At 67.4% G+C, this 19,251-nt stretch carries 20 protein-coding genes; 9 read left to right on the forward strand and 11 right to left on the reverse strand.

The annotated features are described in order from the left end of the window. Position 1: 1 nt before the first annotated feature. Positions 2-241 (reverse strand): phosphoribosylformylglycinamidine synthase subunit PurS, encoded by a 240-nt coding sequence (gene purS, locus ACFOES_RS09645; protein WP_377833058.1) that lies wholly within the window; start codon positions 239-241, stop codon positions 2-4. 10 nt (positions 242-251) lie between these two features. Then, the gene (locus ACFOES_RS09650; RefSeq protein WP_377833059.1) at positions 252-1,013 is read right to left on the reverse strand and encodes a phosphoribosylaminoimidazolesuccinocarboxamide synthase; all 762 of its coding nucleotides are present in this window, start codon (positions 1,011-1,013) and stop codon (positions 252-254) included. Between the two features lie 152 nt (positions 1,014-1,165). Here ACFOES_RS09650 and ACFOES_RS09655 point away from each other — a divergent pair, with 152 nt between their 5' ends. Both ACFOES_RS09655 and bmt read left to right on the forward strand, forming a co-directional pair. Next, positions 1,166-1,480 carry a DUF1476 domain-containing protein gene (locus tag ACFOES_RS09655; protein ID WP_377833060.1) on the forward strand — a complete coding sequence of 105 codons (315 nt, stop codon included), beginning with the start codon at positions 1,166-1,168 and terminating at the stop codon, positions 1,478-1,480. A 217-nt stretch (positions 1,481-1,697) separates the two neighbouring features. Beyond that, the gene (bmt, locus tag ACFOES_RS09660; protein ID WP_377833061.1) at positions 1,698-2,711 is read left to right on the forward strand and encodes a betaine--homocysteine S-methyltransferase; all 1,014 of its coding nucleotides are present in this window, start codon (positions 1,698-1,700) and stop codon (positions 2,709-2,711) included. A 100-nt stretch (positions 2,712-2,811) separates the two neighbouring features. Here bmt and ACFOES_RS09665 read toward each other — a convergent pair whose 3' ends face one another. Continuing rightward, positions 2,812-3,900: a PA0069 family radical SAM protein gene (locus ACFOES_RS09665; protein ID WP_377833062.1), complete on the reverse strand. Its 1,089-nt coding sequence runs from the start codon at positions 3,898-3,900 to the stop codon at positions 2,812-2,814. Between the two features lie 162 nt (positions 3,901-4,062). Between ACFOES_RS09665 and ACFOES_RS09670 the strand changes: the two genes are divergently transcribed. The 3 genes from ACFOES_RS09670 to ACFOES_RS09680 all read left to right on the forward strand — a co-directional run bounded on the left by ACFOES_RS09670 (position 4,063) and on the right by ACFOES_RS09680 (position 5,728). Then, the gene (locus ACFOES_RS09670) at positions 4,063-4,761 is read left to right on the forward strand and encodes a corrinoid protein (protein ID WP_377833063.1); all 699 of its coding nucleotides are present in this window, start codon (positions 4,063-4,065) and stop codon (positions 4,759-4,761) included. Between the two features lie 156 nt (positions 4,762-4,917). Then, a complete protein-coding gene (locus tag ACFOES_RS09675; RefSeq protein ID WP_377833064.1) occupies positions 4,918-5,046 on the forward strand; it encodes a hypothetical protein in 129 nt (42 codons plus the stop codon). A gap of 37 nt (positions 5,047-5,083) precedes the next feature. Continuing rightward, positions 5,084-5,728, forward strand: coding sequence for a DUF1638 domain-containing protein (locus ACFOES_RS09680; protein WP_377833065.1), 645 nt, complete (start codon positions 5,084-5,086; stop codon positions 5,726-5,728). 278 nt (positions 5,729-6,006) lie between these two features. On the opposite strand, the gene ACFOES_RS09685 is transcribed toward ACFOES_RS09680, so the two are convergent. From ACFOES_RS09685 to ACFOES_RS09720, 8 genes are all read right to left on the reverse strand, one after another. Continuing rightward, complete coding sequence (locus ACFOES_RS09685) at positions 6,007-6,549, reverse strand: sarcosine oxidase subunit gamma (RefSeq protein ID WP_377833066.1); 543 nt, start codon at positions 6,547-6,549, stop codon at positions 6,007-6,009. Next, the gene (locus ACFOES_RS09690; RefSeq protein WP_377833067.1) at positions 6,542-9,478 is read right to left on the reverse strand and encodes a sarcosine oxidase subunit alpha family protein; all 2,937 of its coding nucleotides are present in this window, start codon (positions 9,476-9,478) and stop codon (positions 6,542-6,544) included. Before ACFOES_RS09690 ends, ACFOES_RS09685 begins: the two co-directional genes overlap by 8 nt. Beyond that, on the reverse strand, positions 9,475-9,786 hold the full coding sequence (locus tag ACFOES_RS09695; protein ID WP_377833068.1) for a sarcosine oxidase subunit delta: 312 nt from the start codon (positions 9,784-9,786) through the stop codon (positions 9,475-9,477). Before ACFOES_RS09695 ends, ACFOES_RS09690 begins: the two co-directional genes overlap by 4 nt. Positions 9,787-9,818: 32 nt before the next feature. Further along, positions 9,819-10,118 (reverse strand): hypothetical protein, encoded by a 300-nt coding sequence (locus ACFOES_RS09700; protein WP_377833069.1) that lies wholly within the window; start codon positions 10,116-10,118, stop codon positions 9,819-9,821. A gap of 12 nt (positions 10,119-10,130) precedes the next feature. Further along, entirely contained in the window at positions 10,131-11,381 is a 1,251-nt protein-coding gene (locus ACFOES_RS09705; RefSeq protein WP_377833070.1) for a sarcosine oxidase subunit beta family protein, read from the reverse strand. Positions 11,382-11,567: 186 nt separating this feature from the next. Continuing rightward, positions 11,568-12,827 (reverse strand): pilus assembly protein TadG-related protein, encoded by a 1,260-nt coding sequence (locus ACFOES_RS09710; protein WP_377833071.1) that lies wholly within the window; start codon positions 12,825-12,827, stop codon positions 11,568-11,570. A 106-nt stretch (positions 12,828-12,933) separates the two neighbouring features. Beyond that, positions 12,934-13,350, reverse strand: a complete 417-nt coding sequence (locus ACFOES_RS09715; protein ID WP_377833072.1) for a TadE/TadG family type IV pilus assembly protein — start codon at positions 13,348-13,350, stop codon at positions 12,934-12,936. A gap of 207 nt (positions 13,351-13,557) precedes the next feature. Beyond that, a complete protein-coding gene (locus ACFOES_RS09720; RefSeq protein WP_377833073.1) occupies positions 13,558-14,988 on the reverse strand; it encodes a Glu/Leu/Phe/Val family dehydrogenase in 1,431 nt (476 codons plus the stop codon). A gap of 376 nt (positions 14,989-15,364) precedes the next feature. Between ACFOES_RS09720 and ACFOES_RS09725 the strand changes: the two genes are divergently transcribed. The 4 genes from ACFOES_RS09725 (at position 15,365) to ACFOES_RS09740 (ending at position 19,158) form a co-directional block, all read left to right on the forward strand. Next, the gene (locus tag ACFOES_RS09725) at positions 15,365-17,011 is read left to right on the forward strand and encodes a pilus assembly protein TadG-related protein (RefSeq protein ID WP_377833074.1); all 1,647 of its coding nucleotides are present in this window, start codon (positions 15,365-15,367) and stop codon (positions 17,009-17,011) included. Further along, entirely contained in the window at positions 17,008-17,562 is a 555-nt protein-coding gene (locus ACFOES_RS09730) for a TadE/TadG family type IV pilus assembly protein (protein ID WP_377833075.1), read from the forward strand. The genes ACFOES_RS09725 and ACFOES_RS09730 overlap by 4 nt, the downstream gene beginning before the upstream one ends. Positions 17,563-17,566: 4 nt before the next feature. After that, positions 17,567-18,124, forward strand: coding sequence for a TadE/TadG family type IV pilus assembly protein (locus ACFOES_RS09735; protein WP_377833076.1), 558 nt, complete (start codon positions 17,567-17,569; stop codon positions 18,122-18,124). A gap of 122 nt (positions 18,125-18,246) precedes the next feature. Next, positions 18,247-19,158 (forward strand): pirin family protein, encoded by a 912-nt coding sequence (locus ACFOES_RS09740; RefSeq protein WP_377833077.1) that lies wholly within the window; start codon positions 18,247-18,249, stop codon positions 19,156-19,158. Positions 19,159-19,251 lie beyond the last annotated feature (93 nt).

The following is a 19,251-nucleotide window of genomic DNA, read 5'->3' on the forward strand; positions in this document are numbered from 1 at the left end:
CTCAGCCGATCTCGATGTCGTATTTCTCGATCACCGTGTTGGCGAGCAGCTTCTCGCACATCTCGCGCACCTCGGCCTCGGCGGCGGCGGCATCCTCGGTGGCGAGGTCGAGCTCGATCACCTTGCCCTGGCGGACGCCCTCGACCCCGTCGAAGCCCAGCGTGCCCAGCGCGTGGCGCACGGCCTCGCCCTGGGGGTCCAGAACCCCGTCCTTCAGCATCACATGCACACGAGCCTTCATCGCGGGCCTCTCAGTTGATCAGTGTCGGTTTGGTGGCGTGGGTGACATTGGTGGGCAGCACGCCCAGCCGCCGCGCCACCTCGGTATGGGCTTCGGACAGCTTGTGCGGGTCCGAGCCGTCGGCATCCTTGCCGTAGCGCGCGCCCGAGCGCAGGTCCCACAGCCGGCAGCTGTCGGGGCTGATCTCGTCGGCGACGATCAGGCGCTGGAAGTCGCCGTCCCAGACCCGGCCGACCTCGATCCGGAAATCGACCAGCCTTATGCCGACGCCCATCATCACGCCGGACAGGAAGTCGTTGACCCGCAGCGCCAGCGCGACCATGTCGTCGAGATCCTGCTGGCTGGCCCAGCCGAAGGCGATGATATGCTCTTCGGTCACCAGCGGGTCGCCCAGCTCCTCGTCCTTGAAGTAGAACTCGACGATCGGCCGCGGCAGCGCCGTGCCCTCGGGGATGCCCAGCCGGTCCGACATCGAGCCGGCGGCGAAGTTGCGCACCACCACCGCCAGCGGGATGATCTCGACGGCGCGGATCAGCTGCTCGCGCATGTTGATGCGGCGGATGAAATGGGTCGGAACGCCGATCCCGTTCAACCCGGTCATGAAGAATTCCGACAGCCGATTGTTGAGCACGCCCCGCCCCTCGACCACCTCGCGGTGCTCGTCGTCGAAGGCGCCGCCGTCGTCCTTGAAATACTGCACGAGGGTGCCGGGCTCGGGACCTTCGTAAAGGATCTTCGCCTTGCCCTCGTAGATTTTCTTGCGACGTGCCATGATATCTCCACTGCGCGGCCGCCCCGCGGGCCCGCGCTTTGCCCTGCCTATAGGCCAATGGCCGCAATGTCGCAAGGCAAAGGCAGGGGTTGCGACACGGGCTGCCGCAGGGCATATGGAAGCGAACACATTGCCACGACCGAGAGGCCGAAATGACCACCTTTGACGAGCGCGAGAACGCATTCGAGAACAAATTCGCCCATGACGCGGAAATGCAGTTCCGGGCGGAAGCGCGGCGCAACAAGCTTCTCGGCCTGTGGGCGGCCGAGATGATGGGGCTGACCGGCAAGGAAGCCGGCGACTACGCCCTGACCGTGGTCAAGGCCGATTTCACCGAGCCGGGGCACGAGGATGTCGTGCGCAAGGTCGCCGCCGATCTCGACGGCAAGGCCGACGCGGCCGAGATCCGGATGAAGATGGCCGAGCTGCTCAAGGTCGCCAAGGCGCAGCTGCTCGACGAGGCCTGAGCGGATCGCGCGGGGCCGGCGGCGCGGGCCAAACCCGCATCGCGCTCATGATCTTCATGACCAGAATGGATTTGCCTCGCGGCGCCCGTCGTGGCACATCGGGGCAAACCAAGGGCGACGGGCGGCCTTGCGCCGCCCGCTTTGCATTGCCGCGCCCCGGCCGCCGGGACGGCGCCGCGGCCTCCGCCCCCGACATGACGAGAAGACGAGGCACCCAATGAGCGACGCGCTGTCCAAGCTGCTTTCCACCCGCGACTGGCTGATGGCCGATGGCGCGACCGGGACCAACCTGTTCAACATGGGACTGGAAGCCGGCGAGGCGCCGGAGCTGTGGAATGCCGACAAGCCGGACAATATCCGCAAGCTCTACCAGGGCGCGGTCTCGGCCGGCAGCGACATCTTCCTGACCAACTCCTTCGGCGGCAATGCCGCCCGGCTCAAGCTGCATGACGCGCAAGGCCGGGTGGCCGAGCTCAACCGCGCCGCTGCCGAGCTCGGCCGCGAGATCGCCGATGCCGCCGGCCGGCCGGTGGTGGTGGCGGGCTCGATGGGCCCGACCGGCGAGATCATGGCGCCGATGGGCAACCTGACCCACGAGCTGGCGGTCGAGATGTTCCACGAGCAGGCCGAGGGCCTGAAGGCCGGCGGCGTCGACGTGCTCTGGGTCGAGACGATCTCGGCGGCCGAGGAATTCCAGGCCGCGGCCGAGGCAGCGCGGCTGGCCGACATGCCGTGGTGCGGCACGATGAGCTTCGACACCGCCGGGCGGACGATGATGGGCATCACCTCGGCGGCGCTGGCGGCGCTGGTCGAGAAGCTGCCCAACCCGCCGCTGGCCTTCGGCGCCAATTGCGGCGTCGGCGCCTCGGACCTGATGCGCACCATCCTCGGCTTCGCCGCCCAGGGCACCGAGCGGCCGATCATCGCCAAGGGCAATGCCGGCATCCCGAAATACCACGATGGCCATATCCATTACGACGGCACGCCCGAGCTGATGGCGGAATACGCCGTGCTGGCCCGCGACGCCGGCGCCAAGATCATCGGCGGCTGCTGCGGCACCATGCCCGAGCACCTACGCGCCATGCACGAGGCGCTGGTCAACCGGCCGCGCGGACCGCGGCCGACGCTGGAGCAGATCGCCGAGACGCTGGGGCCGTTCTCCTCGGCCTCGGACGGGACCGGCGACGCGGCCGGTGCGGCGCCGCGGGAACGGCGGCGGCGGCGCGGCTGAGACCGGAGCGAGGGCGGGGGCTCTGCCCCCTGCACCCCCGGGATACTTGTATGAAGATGAAAGGGAAGCCGGGGCCCTGGGCACCGGGCGGAATGGCATGTCACAACGCAAGGGTCAGCTGATCGCCGGGCTTGGGCGGGACCGCGAAGAGATCGGTCCGCAGCCGCGGCAACGGCGCGTCGAGGCCGAGGCGGCGGGCGGCGCGGTCGAAGCGCTGGCGCGCCAGATCGGCCCACGGCCCCTGGCCGCGCATCCGCCGGCCCCAGTGCGGATCGTAGTCGCGCCCGCCATGCAGCTCGCGCACCCGGCCCAGGATCCGGGCGGCGCGGTCGGGATAGTGCTCGGCCAGCCAGTCGCGGAACAGCGGCGCGACCTCCAGCGGCAGGCGCAGCATGATCCAGCTCGCGGCGCGGGCGCCGGCCTGTTTCGCCGCACCGAGGATCGCCTCGGTCTCGTGGTCGGTGAGGCCGGGGACGACCGGGGCGACCATGACGCGGGTCGGAATGCCGGCCTCGGACAGGTGGCGGATCGTTTCCAGCCGGCGGGCCGGGCGCGGCGCGCGCGGCTCCATCCGGCGCGACAATTGCGGGTCGAGCGTGGTGACCGAGAGACCGACCGAGACCAGCCCCTGCGCCGCCATCGGCGCCAGGATGTCGAGGTCGCGCTCGATCAGGGTGCCCTTGGTGACGATGCCGACGGGATGGTTGAAGTCGCGCAGAACCTCCAGCACGCCGCGCATGATCCCCTGTTCGGCCTCGACCGGCTGGTAGGGATCGGTATTGGTGCCGATCGCCAGCGTGGCCGGGCGGTAGCTTTTCCGCGACAGCTCGCGCGCCAGGACCTCGGGCAGCTCGGGCTTGGCGGTCAGCCGGGTTTCGAAATCCAGCCCCGGCGACAGGCCGAGGTAGGCGTGGCTCGGCCGGGCGAAGCAGTAGATGCAGCCATGCTCGCAGCCGCGATAGGGGTTGACCGAGCGGTCGAAGGGCACGTCGGGCGAGCTGTTGCGGGTAATGGCGCTGCGCGGCTGCTCCAGCCGCAGCTCGGTGCGCAGCACGCGGTCCTCCTCGACCAGCGCCCAGCCGTCGTCGAAAGCCTCGCGCGCATGGCATTCGTAGCGCCCCGACGCATTGCCGGTGGCGGCGCGGCCGGGGCGGCGCAGCTGGGGCGGAACGGTGGGCGCCTGGGTCATCGCGCCAGAATAGAACAGAGCAAGAACATTTGCCAGCCCCCACCGCGGGGCCCCCGGCGGGCCCGCCGCAAGTCGGTGACGGAACCGGCAATGTCGCAATCCGGACAGTCCCCTGCGGGGATTGGACGCATTTAGACCGAAACGACGCGCAGGAGTTTGGCCATGGCCGACGAAGAAGAGATCATCCTTTCCGAGCTGTCCGACGACGAGCTCGTGCTGCAGATGCATGACGACCTCTATGACGGTCTCAAGGAAGAGATCGAGGAGGGCGTGAACATCCTGCTCGAACGCGGCTGGGTGCCTTACGACGTGCTGACCAAGGCGCTGGTCGGCGGCATGAAGATCGTCGGCGACGATTTCCGCGACGGCATCCTGTTCGTGCCGGAGGTCCTGCTGGCCGCCAACGCGATGAAGGCCGGGATGGCGATCCTCAAGCCGCTGCTGGCCGAGACCGGCGCGCCGCGCATGGGCAAGATGGTGATCGGGACGGTCAAGGGCGACATCCACGACATCGGCAAGAACCTGGTCGCGATGATGATGGAAGGCGCCGGCTTCGAGGTTGTCGACCTCGGCATCAACAACGCGGTCGAGAAATACCTCGAGGCGCTGGAAACCGAGCAGCCGGACATCCTTGGCATGTCGGCGCTGCTGACGACGACGATGCCCTACATGAAGGTCGTCATCGACACGATGAAGGAGAAGGGCCTGCGCGAGGATTACATCGTGCTGGTCGGCGGCGCGCCGCTGAACGAGGAATTCGGCAAGGCCATCGGCGCCGACGCCTATTGCCGCGACGCCGCGGTGGCGGTCGAGACCGCCAAGACCTTCGTCGCCCGCAAGCACAACCAGCTGAGCGCCTGAGGCCCGGCAGGTTTCGCGAAGGCCCCGGCGCGCGCGTCCGGGGCCTTTTGCTTTCTGGGTCCTTCAAGTTCCGGGCCTTTTGCCTTCAGGGACTTTTGCCTTCAGGGACTTGGAATCCGCCGCGCCGGGCCCAGATCGGAAGGGAAGGAGATGCCCATGCCCCCTGCCCGGTTCTCGACCCTGATCCTGCTGGTCATCGCCGCCGCCGCGGCGACCATCGGCGTGGCCTACGGGCTGCGCGGTGTCCTCGGCCTGCCCGGCGGGCTCGCCCTGCTGGCGCGGTGATCGCGGTGTCGCTGCGGCTGGCCTTGTGGAGACGCTCATGATCCCCGACGACCGGACATTGACCGAAACCGGCCTCGCGCCGGCGCAGCAGGGCCGCATCCTGCTGATCGCCTGCGGGGCGCTGGCGCATGAGATCCTGGCACTCAAGCGGGCGAATGGCTGGGACCACATGGACCTGCAATGCCTGCCGGCCAACCTGCATCTCTGGCCCGACCGGATCCCGGCCGCGGTGGAAGCGGCGGTGGTCGAGCATCGGGGCGAGTACGAGACGATCTTCGTCGTCTACGCCGATTGCGGCACCGGCGGGCTTTTGTTGGAAAAGTGCAAGGAACTGGGTGTCGAGATGGTCGAGGGCCCGCATTGCTATTCGTTTTTCGAAGGCAATACCGCCTTTGCCGAGCGTGCCGGGGACGAGATCACCGCCTTCTACCTGACCGATTTCCTGGTCCGCCAGTTCGACGCCTTCGTCTGGCGGCCGATGGGGCTGGACCGCCACCCCGAGCTGCGCGACATGCTGTTCGGCAATTACGAGCGGCTGATCTACCAGGCCCAGACCGACGACCCGGCGCTGGACGCCAAGGCGCGCGAGGCGGCCGGGCGGCTCGGGCTGAGCTACGAGCGGCGCTTCACCGGCTATGGCGACCTGGCAGTGACGCTGGAGCGGGTGAGCGGGCGGGAGTGAGCTTCTCCGCCGAAGCGGGCGGCGACGATAGTCTCATGGATAGGGGGCACCGCCCGGCCTGTCCGGGGGGGGCTTGCACGGAGTGCGCCGCCCCCAAAGCCTCAGCCGCGGGCATTCCGCAGTTTCATCGCCACCAGCGCCCGCGGTTTTGCTGAGGGCACGCCTTCGGCGTGACGGGGGCGGCTCGGGCGCCGCCCGGCGAAGACGCCGGGCGAGACGGATGGTTGGCGCGCGCCCTTGCTCAAGCCTCGGCACAGCAAGAGCGCGGTAGCGCCCCCCTACCCCCGCGCCGCGACCGCCTTCATCGCGACCTCGATCTCGTGCACCGCGGTCCGCGCCATCGAGCGGAACACCATCACCTCCAGCGCCCCGTCATCGGCGCGCAGGATCACGGCCATCATGTGCCCCAGCAGGGTCCGCGCCGCGTGGCCCTTGGCGAAGACTGTCGGCCGCAGGTCGATCGGCACCAGCCGGGCCAGCACCTCCTCGGCGCCGCGGCCCTCCAGCCGCAGCGTCGCCCAGCCGTCGCTCTGATCGGTCAGCGCCGCCAGCCCCTCGAGCGGGGTCGGGTCGGTGTCGAGCAGGAAGGCCTGGCCCTGCCCGGTCCAGACGATCCGGGCACCGCCCGCGCCCAGCACCTGGTTCGGCGCCGGGAAACCCAGCTTGCAGGCTTTCTTCAGCGCCGCCGTCACCGCCTTTTCCTGCCCGGAGAAGGGCGCGACGGAGGTGATGCGGGACGGCGCGGCGTCGGACAGGGTCAGCCCGCCATGGCTGACGGGCACGAGCCCCTCGAGGGCCGGTTTCGCGATCAAGCTAGGCACGGGCGCGTTCTCCATGGGGATCGAGGAAGACCGGGTCGGTCACTTCGCACAGGATGTCGGTGCCGCGCATGTGGTCGACCATGCGCACCATCTCGCCATGCCGGTTGCGACCGTTGCGCAGGAAGGCGAGGCCGAGATGGGTGTCGAGCGTCGGCGACCAGCAGGCCGAGGTGACGTAGCCCTCGTCGTTCTGGCGCGTGACCTCCTCGCCCGGGGTGAACAGGTGGGCGCCGGCGCCGATCTCGCGCTTCGGCTCGACCGGCTTGAGCCCGACCAGCTCCTCGCGGAAGTTGCCGCCGAGGCCGGGGCGCTTGGCCGCCGCCTTGCCGATGCAGTCCTTCTTGGCGCTGATCATCCGCGCCATGCCGACATCGCCCGCCGTCACCCGGCCGTGGATCTCGGCATGGGTCAAGAGCCCCTTCTCGATCCGCAGCACGTTCAGCGCCTCCATGCCGTAGGCGCCGCCGCCGAGGCTCTCCGCCCGCGCCACCAGGTCGCGGAACAGCGAGTCGCCATAGCGCGCCGGCACCGCGATCTCGTAGGCATGCTCGCCCGAGAAGGAGATCCGGAACAGCCGCCCTTGCACGCCCTCGATCGACACCGCGCCGCAGGCCATGAAGGGGAAGGCCTCGCCGTCGATCGGGGCGTCGAGCAGGGTGTTGAGCAGCTCGCGCGAGCGCGGACCGGCGACCGCGAACTGCGCCCATTGCTCGGTGACCGAGACGAAGCGGACGTCCATGTCGCGGCAGAAGGCCTGGCGGACGAAGTCGAGATGGCGCATCACCGGCCCCGCCGCGGCGGTGGTGGTGGTCATCAGGTAATGGTCCTCGCCCAGCCGCGCCGTGGTGCCGTCATCCATCACGTGCCCGTCCTCGCGCAGCATCAGGCCATAGCGGACGCGGCCGACCTTCAGGGTCGAGAACATGTTGGTGTAGACGCGGTCGAGGAAGGCGCCGGCATCCTTGCCCTGGATGTCGATCTTGCCCAGCGTCGAGACATCGCAGATGCCGACGGTGTTGCGCACGTAACCGACCTCGCGGTCGCAGGACTGGCGCCAGTGGCCCTCGCCCGGGCGCGGGAAGTAGGACGGGCGATACCACAGCCCGGCCTCGATCATCGGCGCGCCGCGCTGGACCGAGGCATCGTGCGAGGTGGTGAAGCGTTCCGGGGCGAAGCCCTTGCCGCGCCCGCCCGCGCCCATCGCGGCGATCGAGACAGGGGTGTAGGGCGGCCGGAAGGTGGTGGTGCCGGTGTCGGGAATGCCGCGGCCGGTGGCATCGGCTAGCACCGCCAGCGCGCCGACATTCGAGTTCTTGCCCTGGTCCGGCGCCATCCCCTGCGTCGTGTAGCGCTTCATGTGCTCGACGCTGGCGAAATTCTCGCGCGCGGCCAGCTTCACGTCCTTGGTGGTGACGTCGTTGGCAAAGTCGAGCCAGGCCCGGCCCTTGCCCTCGACGGTCCACAGCGCCGAGACGGCGGTCGCCCCGTCCTCGGCCACGGGCAGCGCGATCGGCTTCGGCTTGCGGCCCAGCGCCGCGAGCGCCGTTTCGGCGCCGCGCTGACCATCGGCGAGGCAGCCGGCGGTGGACAGCACCCCGGCGGCGGCGCCGCAGGGCGTCAGCCCCGGCACCGCGTTCCCGGCCGGCACGAAGGCGGCGATGTCGGGGTTCCAGACCGGGCGGCTGCCGGTGTGGCAGGTCAGGTGCACGGTCGGGTTCCAGCCGCCCGACACCGCCAGCAGGTCGACCGAGACCTCGTGCAGCGTACCCTCGTGGCGGAAGCTGATCTTGCTGACGCCGTGGCGCCCCTCGGTCGCCACCACCTCGGCCCCGCGATAGAGCGGGGCGCTGCCCAGCGCGGTGGAATCCGGGCGCGGGTCGATGACCGCGGCGATCTCGACCCCGGCGGCGGCGAGGTCCTCGGCGGTGCGGCGGGCGTCGTCGTTATTGGCGAAGACGGCGACGCGGCGGCCGGGTGCGACGCCCCAACGGTTGAGGTAGCTGCGCACGGCCGAGGCCAGCATGATGCCGGGCCGGTCGTTATTGGGGAAGGCGATCGGCCGTTCCAGCGCCCCGGCGGCCAGCACCGCCTGCTTCGCGGCGATCCGCCAGAAGCATTCGCGCGGCCGCCCCGCCGGGTCGGCGAGGTGCAGCGACACCCGCTCCAAGGCGCCATAGGTGCCCTGGTCGTAGGCACCGGTGACGCTGGTCCGGGTCATCAGCCGGACATTGGGCAGCGCGGCCAGCTCGGCGATCACCTCCTCGGCCCAGACCTGCGCCGCCTTGCCGCCGACCTCGTGGCTCTCGGCCAGCAGCCGGCCGCCCATCCGGGCATCCTCCTCGGCGAGGATGACGTCGGCGCCGGCATGGGCGGCGGTCAGCGCCGCCATCAGCCCGGCCGGGCCCGAGCCGATCACCAGCAGGTCGCAGAAGGCATAGGCCTTCTCGGAATTGCCCGCATCCGGCAGGCCCGACAGCGCCCCCAGCCCGGCGGCACGGCGGATCACCGGCTCGTAGAGCCGCTCCCAGAAGGCGCGCGGCCACATGAAGGTCTTGTAGTAGAACCCCGCCCCGAGGAAGGGCGAGAACAGGTCGTTGATCGCCAGCAGGTCGCGGTCGAGCGTCGGCCAGCGGTTCTGGCTCTTCGCTCGCAGCCCGTCATAGAGCTCCTGCACCGTGGCGCGGACGTTCGGCGTCTTCTGCGGGCCATGGCCGTCGAAGACCTCGACCAGCGCGTTGGGCTCTTCCGAGCCCGCCGTCATCACCCCGCGCGGGCGGTGATACTTGAAGCTGCGGCCGACCAGCCTGACCCCGTTGGCCAGCAGCGCCGAGGCCAGCGTGTCGCCCTTGTAGCCGCTGTAGTCCTTGCCGTCGAAGCTGAAGCGCAGCGGCGCCGCGCGGTCGATCAGGCCCTTGCCGTCGATCCTCATGCCTTGGCCTCCCCGCTCTTGGACCGGGAGGCGCGCCGGCGCGGCGGCGGCGCGCCCGGATCGACCAGCCTGGTCGAGATCACCTCGTGGCTGACGGTATTGCGCTCGACCACTAGCCAGGCCGAGCAGCCGCCCTCGTGATACCACAGGTCGCGGGTCACGCCGGCGGGGTTGTCGCGCAGGTGGAGATAGGCGTCCCAGGCCTCCGGCTCGGCATCCTCGGCGGGCCGGTCCAGGTAATCCTCGGCGCCGTAATAGTAGAACTCGCGCCGGTCGCGTTCGCCACAGAGCGGGCAGGTGATACGCATTAGATCATTCACTCCGTACGAAAAATGCCGCGTCAGACTTCATCGGGGAAACTTGCGCGAAGTTCTTCGCGCTCGTACTCATGTAGTAGGAGACGGAGACCTGCGACGGGTATGGTCAAGCAAACGTCATTGCCGTGATGATCGGCGTACGCAGCAAGAGAGATCTTAACTTCTCCTTGGTCGACATCTATCTTTAGCTGATCGGGTGACAGCAAACGGCCATACACGACAGTGGCTTCAGGATTGGATGCATGGGTGACATCGTAACTGATGCCAAACGCATCAAGCAGCTCTTGGCGGTAGCTCCTTTTCGTTTCGGCTGAATCCCCCATCGCCGTCTCCCCTCAATGCAGGTTGTGCTGGCTGCCGGTGCCTTCTTCGTCGAGAAGATGGCCGGTGGCGAAGCGGTCGAGGCGGAAGCGGTGGGCGACCTCGTGGCTCTCGCCCGTCGCCATCAGGTGGGCCATGCACCAGCCCGAGGCCGGCACCGCCTTGAAGCCGCCGTAGTTCCAGCCGCAATCGACGAACAGCCCGTCGATATGGGTCTTGTCGATGATCGGGCTGCCGTCGGGCGTCATGTCCATGATCCCGCCCCAGCTGCGCAGCACCTTGGCCCGGCCGATCATCGGCATCAGCGCCATGCCGGCCTCCATCACGTGCTCCATCATCGGCAGGTTGCCGCGTTGGGCGTAGGAGGCGTAGAAATCGAGATCGCCGCCGAAGACGAGGCCGCCCTTGTCGGACTGGCTGATGTAGAAATGGCCCATGCCGAAGCTGACGACGTGGTCGATGCAGGGCTTGAGCCCCTCGGTGACGAAGGCCTGCAGGATGTGGCTCTCGACCGGCAGCCGCATCCCGGCCATTGCCGCCACCTGGCCCGAGCGGCCGGCGACGATCATGCCGACCTTCTTGGCCTTGATCGCGCCGCGCGTGGTCTGGACGCCGGTGACACGGCCGTTCTCGACGTCGATCCCCGTCACCTCGCAATTCTGGATCAGGTCGACCCCGCGCCGGTCGGCGCCGCGGGCATAGCCCCAGGCGACGGCGTCGTGCCGCGCCGTGCCGCCGCGCGGGTGGTAGAGCCCGCCATAGACCGGGAAGCGCGGGTTGTCGAAATCGAGATAGGGCAGCATCCGGCGCGCCCCCTCGCGGTCGAGCAGCACCGCGTCGTCGCCCTGGTTGACCATCGAATTGCCGCGCCTTGCGAAGGCGTCGCGCTGGCCGTCCGAGTGGAACAGGTTGATCAGCCCGCGCTGCGAATGCATCACGTTGTAGTTCAACTCCTGCTCGAGCCCTTCCCAGAGCTTGAGCGAATGCGAGTAGAACTCGGAATTGCCGGGCAGGAAGTAGTTGGCGCGGACGATGGTGGTGTTGCGGCCGACATTGCCGCCGCCGAGATAGCCCTTCTCCAGCACCGCGACATTGGTGATGCCGTGGTTCTTGGCCAGGTAATAGGCGGTGGAAAGCCCGTGGCCGCCGCCGCCGATGATGACGACGTCGTATTCCTTCTTCGGCGCCGGATCGCGCCAGGCCGGACGCCAGCCCTTGTTGCCGAAAAGCCCCTCGCTGATGACGCGAAAGCCCGAATAGCCCATCCGACCGCTCTCCCTGTTTCCGGTGTGAGTGAACCGGGTTCGGCGGGCATTTTCAATGGGCTGCATTCAGAACCTTTGCCCCGGGCGACACAAAATGTCGCCAGCGGGCAAGGCGGGCGAATGCAAAGGGGCCCGGACGATGCCGGGCCCCGTACTCGATAACGACTGCTCGAGGGAAAACCTGTGTCAGAGGGCGAGCTTGAAGTAAGCCGCCTCGAAATTGTGCTCCATCCCGGTGCCGCAGAAACCCATGTCCATGTTGCTGGTGCCCGAGATCTCGCCACCGGCGACGATCGCGGCCCCCTGGATGCCGTTGGCATTGGCCGAGAAGGAGACGTCGTACTGGGCCAGAAGCTGGCTGCCGTAGATCTTCAGGTCCGACGGGAAATCCATGCTGCCCAGGGTCAGCAGCTGGGCACCGCCGCCGGGGGCGCAATTGTCGTTCAGCCCGACCTGCAGACCCGAGGAGGCGACCATCGACTTGGCCGAGGTGCTGGTGGTGGCGATCACCGCGTCATGAACCACGACGCCCTGGTTGAACTGGATCTTGCAATCGGTCAGCAGCACCACGTCGCCCATGTCGACATTGTTGTCGATCGTCAGGTGGCCGCCGCCGCTGCCGCAGGTGGCGACGTGGATATGGCCGGGCACCAGGTCGGCCTGGGTCACCTTCTTGCCGGTCAGCGTCACGATGCTGTTCGAGCTGATGTAGTCGCGGCTGTAATGCGGATCGAAGCTCTTGAGCCCGTCGATGATGCCCTGGATCCGGCTCAGGATGCGGATGTTCCACGAGCCCTGGCGCAGAGCGTCCTGCAGGCCGTCATTCGTCTTGAAGCCGGAATTGGGCAGGTCGAGCAGGCTCAGATCGGGCATCGAGACCACGGTGCCCGGCTCGAAGGTGTTGTTGCTGTTGATCGAGACATAGGTGTTGGAGTGGATGCAGAAGCCGTTCTGGTAGGTGTTGTTGCTCTGCACGTCGACCACGCCCTCGGCGACGAAGCCCTCCATCAGGCAGGTCGGGTAGTAGGTGCGGTAGATCGAACCGGTGATGAGGTTCCAGTCCTTCAGCCCGACCAGACCCAGCAGATAGGTGCGCACCGCGTTGGCGCGGGTCTCGTTGCGATGGGCGATCACCCGCACCGCCTCGGTCGAGCCGGCGACCGGGGTGAAGGTTTCGCTGTTGAGGTCCCATTTGCCGAAGGTGATGTCGGACGGGTCGATGACATAACCGAAGACCGAGGGCGGCATGTTGTCCTCGGCGATCGTCACGCCGGCCTGCTTGGAATCGGCCTCGCTGTGGAATTCGCGGGTCATGAGGGCGGCATGGGCGGCCGAATCGGTCGCCGCTTGGAGCTGGGTCCTCGCGGTGACGGCGTTGCCGACATCTATCGCGTAGCCGCCCACCATCAGCACCGCGATGAAGCCCAGCAGCCCGAAGGCGGTCATCGCGCCGTCCTCGCGGCGCAGCCAGCCCTGCTTTTCGAGGCTATCTCCCTCCGCTGTCCGGCGGCGGCTGCGCGCGCTTGCCCGTCTCGCTTTGGGAAACGCCATGTCAGTTCTCCGCCATGTGCTGGGCGCTGACGCTCAGGTCGATCCCGTTGAAGGCCGAAACGAAACCGGTCGCCGTCAGATCGTAGAGCGGGATTTTCACGGTGCTCTTGATGACGCCGTTGGTGACGCTGGTGGTCACGGTCGCGTCCGGCGCGATATCGGCGATGCCGGAGGTGATCATCTGTTCGGTGGCCGTGGTGGTGCGGACATGGCCGACCGAGAACGAGCGATTGGCGTCCTGCACCACGCGCAGCACGCGGGCCTGGGCGCCGAAGACCAGCGCGGTGTCGATCATCAGGGCGATGAAGAAGACGAACAGCGGCAGCCACAGCACCACCTCGATGGTGGACGATCCGTCTTGTCGTTCGAGAAACCCACGAAACCTATTACCAAGCGCGACACACGCCTTCCGCTTCATGAGGCACTCCTGTCGTATTGTTGGCCGGTTCCGAACACCGGAACTCCACCAAATCGCCACAAGGCTTGGACGTAATTTCGTCTGAAATCTGGCATTTGCGCGGCAATTGCCGCCGCGTCACCCGCATGACGCGAAATGACTGCGCCCGCCCCGGGGGCCGGGACGGGCGGTCTTTGCTGCGCCGGGCGCTCCGGAAAGCTGCGCGCCTCAGAGCCCTTTCGAGCGGTAGGCCCGCGCCACCCGGTCGATGGCGGTGACGAAGGCGGCGACGCGCAGGTCGTCGATGTCGGGCCGGCCATGCCACAGCTCGCGCATCGACTGGTAGGCGCCGCGCATCGTGTCGTCGAGGCCCGAGCGCACCAGTTCCAGCTCGTCGGCGCCGCGCAGGTATTTCTCCTTGAAACCCGGCGACAGCGACCAGCCCAGGCCGCGATCGGCCGACAGCCGTTCGAGCTCGTCGACCAGCAGCTGGTGGCGGGTCTCCTCCTGCCGGCGCTGGAGCCGGCCGAAACGGATATGGCTGAGGTTCTTGACCCATTCGAAATAGGAAACCGTCACCCCGCCGGCATTGGCGAAGAGGTCGGGGATGATCACGGTGCCCTTCTTGCGCAGGATCTCGTCGGCGCCGAAGGTGACCGGGCCGTTCGCGGCCTCGACGATCAGCGGCGCCTTGATGCGGTGGGCGTTGGACAGGTTGATGACGCCTTCCATCGCCGCCGGGATCAGGATGTCGCAATCCTCTTCCAGCAGCGTCGCCCCGTCCTCGACATAGGTCGCGTGGGGGAAGCCCTTGACGCCGCCATGGCCGGCGATCCAGTCGCGCACCGCGTCGACGTCGAGGCCGGTCTCGCTGAAGATGCCGCCGTCGCGCTCGATGATCGCGATCACCCGGCAGCCGTCCTCGCGCTGGAGGAACTGGGCGGCATGGTAGCCGACGTTGCCGAGGCCCTGGACGATCACCCGCTTGCCGTCGAGACCGCCGGTCAGGCCGGCGATGCGCATGTCCTCGGGATGGCGGAAGAACTCGCGCAGGGCGTATTGCACGCCGCGGCCGGTGGCCTCGACCCGGCCCTGGATGCCGTCGCCGTTCAGCGGCTTGCCGGTGACGCAGGCGCGGGCGTTGATGTCGGTGGTGTTCATCCGCGCGTATTGGTCGACGATCCAGGCCATCTCGCGCTCGGAAGTGCCCATGTCCGGGGCCGGCACGTTCTGCGACGGGTTGATAAGGTCGCGCTTGATCAGTTCGTAGGCGAAGCGCCGGGTGATCTGCTCGAGCTCGAATTCCTCGTATTGCGTCGGGTCGATGCACAGCCCGCCCTTGGAGCCGCCGAAGGGCGTCTCGACCAGCGCGCATTTGTAGGTCATCAGCGCCGCCAGCGCCTCGACCTCGTCCTGGTTGACCGACATCGCGAAGCGGATGCCGCCCTTGACCGGCTCCATATGCTCGGAATGGACCGAGCGATAGCCGGTGAAGGTCTCGATCTTGCCGCGCAGCCTCACGCCGAAGCGCACGGTGTAGGTCGAGTTGCAGACCCGGATCTTCTGCTCGAGCCCCGGCGACAGGTCCATCGCCGTCACGGCGCGGTTGAACATCATGTCGACGGAGTCGCGGAAGCTGGGTTCGCCCTTGATTGCCATGTCTGTCCCTCCCATGGTCATTGGCGGTCACTGGCGGCGCACGCGGGCCTGTGCGGCGCCGTGCCGCACGTATACTCCCCCTATTCTTGGGCGCCACCCCGGATTTCCGCCCCGCGCAACCCTATGTAAGAAATAGCATTTTCGGGAGCGGCAACACGTTTCCATACAGGAAACAATGCGGCAGGAGAGGCCAGAACCGTCTTCAAATTGCCCCATTCCCACCCGATTCCCGGAAGCGCGCGCCTCAATAATGCCCGGTTGAAGGACGATAACATCGGGCACTCTCCGCGTCCTCGGCAGGCGCGGCCGGATTGATGAATTGAATTGCTTGGGCCGGGGCGCCGATCGGGCGCCCTGCCCCGGAAAGGACAGCACGATGTGGTCCAAGGCAAGAGCTTCAGCTTCGAAACGCGGCCTGAACGGCCTGCGCGCCCGCGCGGCGCGGTTCCGCAAGGACGAGAGCGGCGCGCTGATCATCTTCGGCCTCATCATCTTCGTGCTCATGCTGATGGTCTCGGGCATGGCGGTGGACATGATGCGCCACGAGGCGATGCGCTCGCGGCTGCAGAACACCCTCGACAACGCCACCCTGGCGGCGGCCAATCTCGACCAGACGCTCAGCGCCGATGACGTGGTGCGGGACTATTTCTCCAAGGCCGGGCTGAGCAAGTACCTGACCGGCGTCACCTCGACGTCGCATCTCAACGCGCGGACCGTGACCGCGACGGCCAGCGCCAAGATCCCGTCGCTGTTCATGCAGCTGGCCGGGGTCGACAGCCTGACCGCGCCGGCGGCCAGCACCGCCAAGGAATCGATCGGCAATGTCGAGATCTCGCTGGTCCTCGACGTCTCGGGCTCGATGGGCTGGAACCACAAGATCGATCACCTCAAGGTGGCGGCCAAGCAATTCATCGACACGATGTTCGACAATGTCGATCCCGGCAAGCTGTCGATCTCGATCATTCCCTATGCCGCCCAGGTGACGGCCGGGCCGACGCTGTTCAACTATTACAACAGCACCAAGGACCACACCTATTCCTACTGCATCGACTTCGACAGCACCGATTTCTCGACCGCCGCTCTGACGACCACCGAGTCGCTGCAGCAGGCCGGCAACTTCGACCCGTGGTACCGGACCAATGACATTGACCGCCACGGCCAGCGCGTCTGCCCGAAGGAAAGCAGCCGCTACATCGTGCCGTTCTCGGACAGCCGCAGCGGGCTCAAGGCGGCGATCGACGCGCTGCAACCGGGCGGCAACACCTCGATCGACGTCGGCATGAAATGGGGCGCGGCGCTGCTCGACCCGTCCAGCCAGCCGATCGTCACCGACCTGATCACCAAGGGCAGCCTGCCCGCGGGCTTCGCCGGCCGGCCCTATGCCTATTCCGACCGCCAGTCGATGAAGGTCGTGGTGGTGATGACCGACGGCGAGAACACCCAGCGCGCGGAACTGCAGCCGCCCTACACCTCGGGCGCCTCGCCGGTCTACAGCAACTCGAAGGACTCGTCGAACTACTCGTTCTACGATTCCTCGCGCAACGAGTATTTCTGGACCGCCGACGACCAGTGGCACAGCGAGCCCTACGGCGACACTGCCAGCTACCAGCAATGCTACCGCCGCGGCTGGCGCACCTATTGCAGCACGGTCAATGTCCAGGGCAAGGCGCAGCAGATGACCTGGCCCGAGGTCTGGGAGGCGATGTCGATCGACTGGTTCGACTACTACATCATCTATCCCGCCTTCGGCTACAGCGCCTACTACACTTGGCAGGGCAAGCTGGTGAAATGGCTCGATCCCTCGACCACCATGGACAGCCAGCTGCACGACATCTGCGCCGCGACCAAGGCCAACAACGTCACCGTCTACTCGATCGGCTTCGAGACCAATTCCCACGGCGAGGCGGTGCTCAAGGACTGCGCCACGGCGCCGGGCTACTTCTACAGCGTGCAGGGGCTGGACATCACCGCCGCCTTCGCCTCGATCGCCAATTCCATCAACAAGCTGAGGCTGACCCAATGACGCGCTCCCTGCTGTCCCGGATCGGCCGCCGGCTGACGCGGCTCTGGCGTGACGAGAACGGCACCTCGACGATGGAATTCGTCCTCGTGGTGCCGGCGATCATGCTGATCTTCACCGGCGCCTTCGAGGCCGGCATGCTCGAGATTCGCTATGTCATGCTCGACCGCTCGCTCGACATCGCGGTGCGCGAGCTGCGGCTGGGCCAGATCCCCAACCCGACCCATGACAAGCTCAAGGCCGAGATCTGCAAGCGCGCCGCGCTGATCCCCGATTGCCTGAACTCGGTGATGCTCGAGCTGCGCCCGGTCGACACCACCACCTGGACCGGGATCGACACCAGCGCCTCCTGCATCGACCGCAGCGAGGACATCAACACCCAGAAGCCGCCGAACTTCAACGCCGGCGGCGACGACCAGCTGATGCTGGTGCGCGCCTGCGCGGTGATGGACCCGATCTTCCCGACGACCAGCCTAGGGCTGGCGATGAAGAAGGACGCCACCGGCGCCTATCACCTCGTCGCCACCTCCGCCTTCGTCAACGAGCCGAGCTGAACCGATGCGTTTCCTGTTCCGCCCCTTCACCCGTTTCCTGCGCGACGAGCGCGGCACCGTGCTGGTCGAGGCCGTCCTGGTGCTACCCTTCCTGATGTGGGGCTATGTCGCCACCTTCGTCTATTTCGACGCCTTCCTGACCCAGACCATCAACCTCAAGTCGGCCTATACCATCGCCGACCTGATCTCGCGCCAGGTCAATGTGCTCAAGCCGGCCGATATCGAGGGGATGAAGAAGGTCTACGACTTCCTCAACAAGACCAAGACGACCGGCGAAAGCGGCTGGATCCGGGTCTCGGACATCTATTGGGACGACACCAACAAGGTCTACAAGGTCAGCTGGTCCTACGCCACCGACGGCCAGCCGATCCTGACCAACCAGACGATCAACAACTATGCCTCGCGCCTGCCCAAGCTGGCCATCGGCGATACCGAGATCGTGGTCGAGACCTCGCTGACCTACACCCCGGCCTTCAATGTCGGCATCTCGCCGCGCACCTTCTCCCAGTTCGTCGTCACCCGGCCGCGGATGGCGCCCGACGTCAAGTTCTCCTCTTCCTGAGCCGGCCGCGGTCCCGCCTCCGGCGCACAGCCCGCTGTGCCCTCGCGCACAGGGATTGCGCGCCGGCCGGCGTTGAGGGCCCCTCGCCCCTGCGCCATATTGGCGGTCAAAGGAGACCGCCCATGTCGATCAGACCCGTGAGCCACGAAGCCCGTGCCGTGCCGACGCTGGAAGGCGCCGGCGTCCACCTGCACCGCGCCTTCGGCTTCCAGAACCCCGAGCAGATGGACCCGTTCCTGCTGTTCGACGACTTCCGCAACGAAAGGCCCGAGGATTTCCTGCGCGGCTTTCCCTGGCACCCGCATCGCGGCATCGAGACCATCACCTACGTTCTCAGCGGCACGGTCGAGCATGGCGACAGCCTCGGCAATGCCGGCACGCTGGGCGCCGGCGACGTGCAATGGATGACCGCCGGCTCGGGCATCATGCACCAGGAGATGCCGAAGGGAAACGAACGGGGCCAGATGCACGGCTTCCAGCTCTGGGCCAACCTGCCCTCGAAGCTGAAGATGACCGCGCCGCGCTACCAGGACATCAAGGGGACCGACATTCCCGAGGTGATCGACGACGACGGCACGCGGGTGAAGGTGATCACCGGCAATTTCTGGGGCCAGACCGGCCCGGTCGACGGCATCGCCGCCGATCCCCAGTATCTCGACATCTTCGTCCCCGCCGGCCTGCGCAAACGCTTCAGGATCGACACCTACCGCCGCGCCTTCGCCTATGTCTTCCAGGGCGCGGGCAATTTCCGCGACGCCTCGCAGCCGCGCGGCGTGCTGCTGGAGAAGGAGGTGATGGGCCGGGAGGTCAATATCCGCGACATGTCGGGCGACCGGACCCTGGTCCAGTTCGGCACCGGTGACGAGGTCACCGTGCAGGCCGGGCCCGAGGGCGTGCGCTTCCTGCTGATCTCGGGCGCCCCGATCCAGGAGCCGGTCGCCTGGCACGGCCCGATCGTGATGAACACGCGCGACGAGCTGGCCCGGGCCTTCAACGAGCTGCGCAACGGCACCTTCATCAAGCCGGCGCATTGAGCCGGTGACGGGGATGAGGGGGCTGTCCGCCCCCTCTTCGCGCCAAGGCGCACCCTCCCGCTGGGGACCTACCCGCCGGGGATACTTGCATCC

Source organism: Acidimangrovimonas pyrenivorans (assembly GCF_042643245.1).
Lineage (GTDB): Bacteria > Pseudomonadota > Alphaproteobacteria > Rhodobacterales > Rhodobacteraceae > Acidimangrovimonas > Acidimangrovimonas pyrenivorans.